The sequence below is a fragment of the Streptomyces sp. AA4 genome (assembly GCF_000158875.1).
In the GTDB taxonomy this organism is placed as follows: Bacteria; Actinomycetota; Actinomycetes; order Mycobacteriales; family Pseudonocardiaceae; genus Amycolatopsis.
The window spans coordinates 4,900,906-4,907,257 of the sequence record NZ_GG657746.1 but is presented as its reverse complement, the minus strand read 5'-3'; the positions used below and the strand labels follow the sequence as shown (position 1 = coordinate 4,907,257).

Genomic DNA, 6,352 nt, shown 5'->3' with positions numbered 1-6,352 from the left:
TCGGCAACGCCGCGCCCGCGGGCGGGTCCCACAGGCACACCGAGGGCTTGCCCGCGTCCATCGACGAGCGGTACCAAAGCCCGTCGAGGTCCGGCATCGCGCCGCGGATCGCCCGCGCCCACGCCTGGGTGATCTTTTTCGGGCCGCTGGAGATCTCCTGCGAAGCGCCGACCCGGGTCGGCCACAGCCCGGTGAGGTCGAGCAGCCGCAGCACCCGCGTCGGGCGCACCACGACCAGGCGAGGGCCGCGCGTCGTGCGGTCCACCGTCGAGGTCGTCTGGAACACCTCGGCGACGCTCGTGCGCACGGTCAGGCCGAAATACAGCACGCCGTTGCCCGGGTCGGTGACCGGACCGCCGCCGCGGCCGGGCGTCTGCTGGTCGAACCGGCCGTGCGGGAGCGGGCCGGTGTAGCGGAAGGTGTTCCACTGCTGCGGATGGTTGCCGTGCGCGGTGAAGATGCGGACCAGCCGGGTCTCGGGCTGCACCGAAACCACGTCGTGGCTGCGGTCCAGCCCCTTGACCAGAGCAGACCGCGCCGGAGGCGAGGGGAGCCGGGCCATGCGGGGGAGGTTGTCCGTCCTGTGTCGGGGCAGGGGGCGGGCCCGCGCCGCGCGAAGGCGCGGCGGTGCGCGGGCGGGAAGTCAGCGGGTCAGAACGGCGAGCCGAGCGTGGCCACGAGCCGGGCCACCTGCTCGGGGTCGCCGCCGGCGAGCAGCCACTGCCGCGGCGTGGCCGGCCGGTCGCTGATCACCAGGTCGGACTGCGGGGTGTTCATGAACGCGGCGACGACCAGCGCGGGCTGGTCCTCGGGGACGGCGCGCAGCACAGTCTCCAGGCCGGGCAGCACGCCCGCGCCGTTGAACTGCCACGCGGGCAGCCGCCAGCCCTGGTCCTTCCAGCCGGTGAGCCTGCCCTCCTTGAGGCGGTGCCGGATCCGGCTGTCGTCGACGTTCAGCATCTCGGCGGCCTGGCCGACCGACAGCGCGGAATCGGCGAGCACGGCGTGCGCGGCGACGGTGCGCGCGCGGAAGTCCGGTTCGCCCTCGTCGCGCGGGCTCAGGTCGAGCCCCGCCTCGGCGAGCGCGGCCCGCTGGTCGGGGGAGAAATAGTGCGAGGGGTCGGGGTTGGGCGGCGACAGCCTGCGGGCCGCGTCCTCCACGAGCGTGAGAAACTCGTTCGCGTCGGCCTTGAGGCCGGCTCTGGCGAGAACGTTCTCGAGCGCTATCGACATACGCTCAGCCTAGCGCGTGTGTGCGGGTTCGTGCGGTTTCTCGCCTTTTTGTGGGTGAATTCACCAAAGATCGACACGCATCGCACAGAAGTCAACACGGGGTGTAGGCGAGTACGGGCCAGTCTGCCCCGCACCGGGTGGCTTGTCCAGGCTTTCGAGTGCTTGACACTCCCGGACCGCCGATTTACGTTGCGAACGAGTAATCGGTTTCCCGCCCTCGGGTGCGGCCCGTGCTCCGCCGTCCGCGGCGGACGCTGGGGGGACAGGGGGTGGGGCGTGCCTGGCGGCTCGGCGGATCTCCGCCCGGCCGCCAGGCACGTCGTTTCCCTCGGATTCCGGTTTCGCCTCGGGCGTGCTCGCCGGATTTCGCCGCGCTTGGTCGGCGAGGCGGGCTTTGCCGGTGGGGCAACTGCGCGCCCAGGATGGTTCGCGGGTGCTGTCGGCACTCGCGCCAGCGGAAATTGCGCGACGACCCGGCCGATGTGGCACGCGGGCTGTGTCGCGGCCGTCGGCGGCGGTCGAGCACCGTGGTCCGCGACGGAAGCTGGGGGCGTGCCCTCGGATGAGCTTCTCGCCCTGCAGTTCGTCGCTGGATTTCGCCGTGCGCCGGGCTTTCCTGGTTCGCGGGTCCTCGGCGCGGCCGGTCAGCGATGCGAGCTTTGCCGGTCGATCAGCTGCGCGTCCAAGGTCGTGGTGACCGGTTCGCGGGTGCTGTCGGCGATGCGGGCCAGCAGCAACTGCGCGGCGACCCGGCCGATCTCGTAGGCGGGCTGCGCCACGACGGTCAGCGGCGGGTCGACCAAGGTCGTCCACGGGGCGTCGTCGAACGAGACGATGCCGATGTCGCGTCCGGCGCGCAGGCGACGCTCCGCGAGCGCCTCCAGCACCCCGATCGCCATCGTGCTGTTGGCGATGAGCAGCGCGTCCGGCGGCTCCGGCTGGTCCAGCAGGTCCCCGGCGGCGCGGCGGGCGCCTTCCGCACGGTATTCGGCCCGGCGGAAGACCGCGTTCTCTTCGCCGACCGCGTCGAAGTAGCCGGACAGCCGGTCGTCGGCGGTGCGGACGCCGGACGGGCCGGTCAGGCAGGCCACCCGCCGGTAGCCGCTCGCGACGAGATGCCGGGCCGCCTGCCGGGCGGCGCGGCGGGTGTCGACCAGCACCTGGTCGCCGTCGGTGCCCGGCAGCGGCCGGTCGACCGCGACCACCGGGATGCCGAGCCGGCGCAGCCGGGTGACGTTCGTGGCCGGGCCGGTGGGGGAGAGCAGCACGCCCGCGACGCGTTCCTGCAGCGCGACGTCGAGGTACCGGCGTTCCTTGTCCTCGTTCTCGTCGGAATTGCAGAGCACCACCGAGTACCCCGACACCTGCGCGAGGTCCTCGACCCCGCGCGCGATCGAGGTGAAGAACGGGTTCTCGACGTCGGAGATGATCAGCGCGAGCACCGCGGTCTCCTGGCGGCGCAGGTTTCTCGCCAGTCCGTTCGGGTGGTAGCCGAGTTCCTCGGCGGCCTCGAGCACCCGCGCGGCCAGCTCGGGGTCCACTGTGGACTTGCCGTTCAGGGTCCGCGACACCGTGGCGGTCGAGACGCCTGCCCTGGCGGCGACGTCGCTGATCGTGGCCACCGCGCCTCCTCGTCCTGGCTTCCTTGACACCCCGGTGACCGCAGAATACCGTCCCGGTAATCGTTTACCGTCCGCTTGCCGGGGGTGCTGTGATGCGACCGGGCCCGTTGCTCGGCATCGACATCGGCACGTCCAGCGCGAAAGGCGTCCTCGTGGGTGCGGACGGCACTGTACTGGCGCGCGCCGCCCGCCCGCACAGCACCTCCCGGCCGCGCCCCGGCTGGTTCGAGCACGACGCCGAAACGGTGTGGTGGGCCGCGTTCGCGGAGCTGGTGCGCGAATTGCTGGCCGAGGGGCACGAACCGGCCGGGCTGGCGGTGAGCGGCATCGGCCCGGTGCTGCTGCCCGCCGACGGCGACGGCCGCCCGCTGCGCCCGGCGATCCTCTACGGGGTCGACACGCGGGCCGGCGCGGAAATCGCCGAGCTGACCGCCGAACTCGGCGAAGAGTCCATTGTGGAGCGCTGCGGGAGCGCCCTGTCGAGCCAGGCGGTCGGGCCGAAATGGCGGTGGCTGTACCGGCACGAGCCGGAGGTCGCCGCGCGGGCGAGGCAGTTCTTGATGGCGAGTTCGTACCTCGTGCGGCGGCTGACCGGCGAGTACGTGCTCGACCACCATTCGGCCAGCCAGTGCGACCCGATGTACGACCTGCGCGCGGGCGGGTGGGCGGAGGACTGGGCCGCGCTCGTCGCGCCCGGGATCGACCTGCCGCGGCTCGCCTGGCCGACCGAGGTCGTCGGCACGGTCACCGCGCGGGCGGCCGCCGAGACCGGGCTGCCGGCCGGATTGCCGGTCACCTGCGGCACGATCGACGCGTGGGCCGAGGCGGCCAGCGCGGGCGTGCGCGACCGCGGCGACACGATGGTCATGTACGGCACCACGATGTTCCTCGTCCAGTCTGTCGCCGAGGCCCGGCCGGTGCCCGGGCTGTGGGCGACGCGCGGGGTGCGCCCGGGCAGCTACTCGCTCGCCGCGGGAATGGCGACGTCCGGCGCGATCACCGACTGGCTGCGGGAACTGTTCGACGGCGACTTCGCCGAACTGGTCGCTTCGGCCGGTCAGGTTCCGGCCGGAAGCCGCGGCCTGCTGATGCTGCCGTACTTCGCGGGCGAGCGGACGCCGGTGCCGGATCCGCTGGCACGCGGGATGATCGCCGGGCTGACCACTTCGCACGGCCGGGCGGAGCTGTACCGCGCGGCGTTGGAAGGGACGGCGTACGGGGTGCGGCACAACCTTGCCGCGATGGGCGCCCCCGCGCGCCGGCTGGTCGCGGTCGGCGGCGGCACGCAGGGGCGGGTGTGGACGGGGATCGTCAGCGACGTGACCCGGACGCCGCAGCATCTTCCGACGGAAACTGTCGGGGCGTGTTTCGGGGACGCGTACCTGGCCGCGGTGGCGGTCGGGCTGGAGCCGGACATCGAGGCGTGGAACCCGGTCGCCGAGGTGATCGAGCCGGATCCGGCCCGGGCGGACCGGTACGACGAGTTCTACGCGCACTATCGCGCGTTGTATCCGGCTACCGCGGAGACGGCGCATTTCCTTGCGCGGCACCAGGATTCGGCGGCGGAGTGAGTCCCCTGCCGAAGTAGCCGCCCGGGGTGAGGCCGGTGAGGGCCCGGCATTCGCGGGTGAGGTGCGGCTGATCGGCGTACCCGGCGGCGACGGCCAGGTCGGCGAGGTTCGCGGTAGTGGGCGCCAGTGCGATGGCTCGCTGGAGGCGCAGGATTCGCCGGTAGGTGGCCGGTCCGTAGCCGACGGCGAGGGTGAAGAGCCGGCGCGCCTGCCGTTCGCTTCGGCCTGCTGGATGCCCGGCAAGCGAGTGGTCCGGGGCAGGTCGCGGGTGCGGCGCGGCGGGTGCTTCTCCTCTGCTGCGGCCCGGCATTCCGGCGTCGCGGGCAGCTTCCGCGGCGAGTCGCGACAGCATCCGTTCCACCACCGGATCCACGGCCGCCGGGTCCGGCACGACGTCGGCCACCGACTCGGCGAGGTCGCGGCCGCTGAGGATTTCGTCGGCGAGGGCCGCGCCGCGGCGGTTCCACAGGTCCGGCAGCGGGACGCGGCTGTCGCGCAGTTCGTCCGCGCCCACGCCGAGCAGCGCGGCCGCCGCGCCCGGCCGGAAGCGCAGGCCGCGCAACCGGGTGCCGGGCGGGAACTCCGACGTCCACGCCGTCGTGTCCGGTCCGGCCACGAAGACCTGACCGGCGCCCGCGACGAGGTCGACGCAGCCGTCCGGGACGATCCGCTTCGGGCCGGGCTCGGCCGACTCCCAGCGGCACCGCACGAGGCGGCGCAGCGCGGCGGGCGGCGGGCTTTCCGAGTACACCCCGCGATCATGCCTCGCGGGTACGACAGAATGCGCGCATGAGCCCGATCGATGCCTTGGCCTGGGTCCACGTGCGGGACCGGCGGCTGTTGTCCGTGCGCACCACGGGCAAAGAAAAGTTCTATCTCCCCGGCGGCAAGCGCGAACCCGGCGAGGGCGACGTCGAGGGACTGTGCCGGGAGATCCGCGAGGAACTGGGCGTCGCGCTCGACCCGCTGAGCTTCCGGTTCTTCGCGCTGCTCGACGAGCAGGCCGACGGATTCGCCGACGGGCGCCGCGTCCGGATGACCTGCTACACCGCCGACCACACCGGCGAACCGGAGCCGTCGGCCGAGATCGCCGAGGCCGCGTGGCTGCGCGCCGCGGACGCCGCCTCCTGTCCGCCCGCCGGGCAGCGCGTGCTGCGGATGCTGTCCGAGGCCGGGCTCGTCGACTGATCACCCAGCGTCAATCGGGGGACGCGCCAGCGTTATCGGCATCGTGCGTGGTGATCGTGCTCGCGAGCGCACGTCTCCTACCCCCATCAGGGTGAACTGGAGCGAATTTTCTCGGGTTGGCTAACGCCGTGTAACGGTCTGGCGAAGAACCAGACGTCGCACTCGCGGGAAGTGCGCTCGAGAAGAGAAGACCTCTCCATGGGTGTTCCTGGCGCGACCCGGCCCACGGCGGCCCGGGGGGAATCGGGCAGGCTGCGGCCGCTCGGAAGCGCGGTGGCCGGCGTCGTCGCCGTCGCGGTCACCGTCGCGTGGTACGTCATGCCGAAAGCGACCCCGGACCGGCCCGCCCCGGCCGCGGCGGTGCCCTCCGGGCCGTCGGTGACCGTCGAACCGGTGACCGTGCACGAGGTGACCCGCACGGTCGTCTACGAGCTGACCGGCGGCGACGTCGCGCACAACCTCACCTACGTCGCGACCGGCGGCGACCTCGAACAGCAGGCCGAGGTGCGGCTGCCCTGGTCGGTGACGGTGCAGCGGAAGGCCCCCGCCGAACAGCCGGTGTTCAGCAGCCTGGTCGCGCAGAGCACCGGCGCGCTGCTGTGCCGGATCCGGGTCGACGGGCACGTGGTCGCCGAGAAGTCGGTGGCGGGGGAGGGACGGCAGCTCAGCTGCAGCGCCTGACCCGCTGCCGACGAGGCTCTCCGACCGGCTCGGTCCGCGAGGCAGAAGTCCGTGAAG

The 6,352-nt window shown here is 73.0% G+C and carries 7 protein-coding genes; 3 read left to right on the top strand and 4 right to left on the bottom strand.

From position 1 onward, the window contains the following. From SSMG_RS22490 to SSMG_RS22480, 3 genes are all read right to left on the bottom strand, one after another. Positions 1-562 (bottom strand): RES family NAD+ phosphorylase (locus SSMG_RS22490; protein WP_009079702.1); only part of this gene is annotated, 562 nt, incomplete at its 3' end. Between the two features lie 89 nt (positions 563-651). Beyond that, positions 652-1,233: a hypothetical protein gene (locus tag SSMG_RS22485; RefSeq protein ID WP_009079700.1), complete on the bottom strand. Its 582-nt coding sequence runs from the start codon at positions 1,231-1,233 to the stop codon at positions 652-654. A gap of 644 nt (positions 1,234-1,877) precedes the next feature. Then, a complete protein-coding gene (locus SSMG_RS22480; RefSeq protein ID WP_009079699.1) occupies positions 1,878-2,855 on the bottom strand; it encodes a LacI family DNA-binding transcriptional regulator in 978 nt (325 codons plus the stop codon). 92 nt (positions 2,856-2,947) lie between these two features. Here SSMG_RS22480 and SSMG_RS22475 point away from each other — a divergent pair, with 92 nt between their 5' ends. After that, positions 2,948-4,426 carry an FGGY-family carbohydrate kinase gene (locus SSMG_RS22475; protein ID WP_037714517.1) on the top strand — a complete coding sequence of 493 codons (1,479 nt, stop codon included), beginning with the start codon at positions 2,948-2,950 and terminating at the stop codon, positions 4,424-4,426. Here the strand turns inward: SSMG_RS22475 and SSMG_RS22470 are convergent. Next, positions 4,371-5,177, bottom strand: coding sequence for a helix-turn-helix domain-containing protein (locus SSMG_RS22470; RefSeq protein WP_009079694.1), 807 nt, complete (start codon positions 5,175-5,177; stop codon positions 4,371-4,373). The two genes, SSMG_RS22475 and SSMG_RS22470, sit on opposite strands and share 56 nt — an antisense overlap. Before the next feature lie 38 nt (positions 5,178-5,215). Between SSMG_RS22470 and SSMG_RS22465 the strand changes: the two genes are divergently transcribed. Further along, complete coding sequence (locus tag SSMG_RS22465; protein ID WP_009079692.1) at positions 5,216-5,614, top strand: NUDIX domain-containing protein; 399 nt, start codon at positions 5,216-5,218, stop codon at positions 5,612-5,614. 198 nt (positions 5,615-5,812) lie between these two features. Further along, entirely contained in the window at positions 5,813-6,295 is a 483-nt protein-coding gene (locus tag SSMG_RS22460; RefSeq protein ID WP_037714514.1) for an MmpS family transport accessory protein, read from the top strand. The last annotated feature ends 57 nt before the right edge of the window (positions 6,296-6,352 follow it).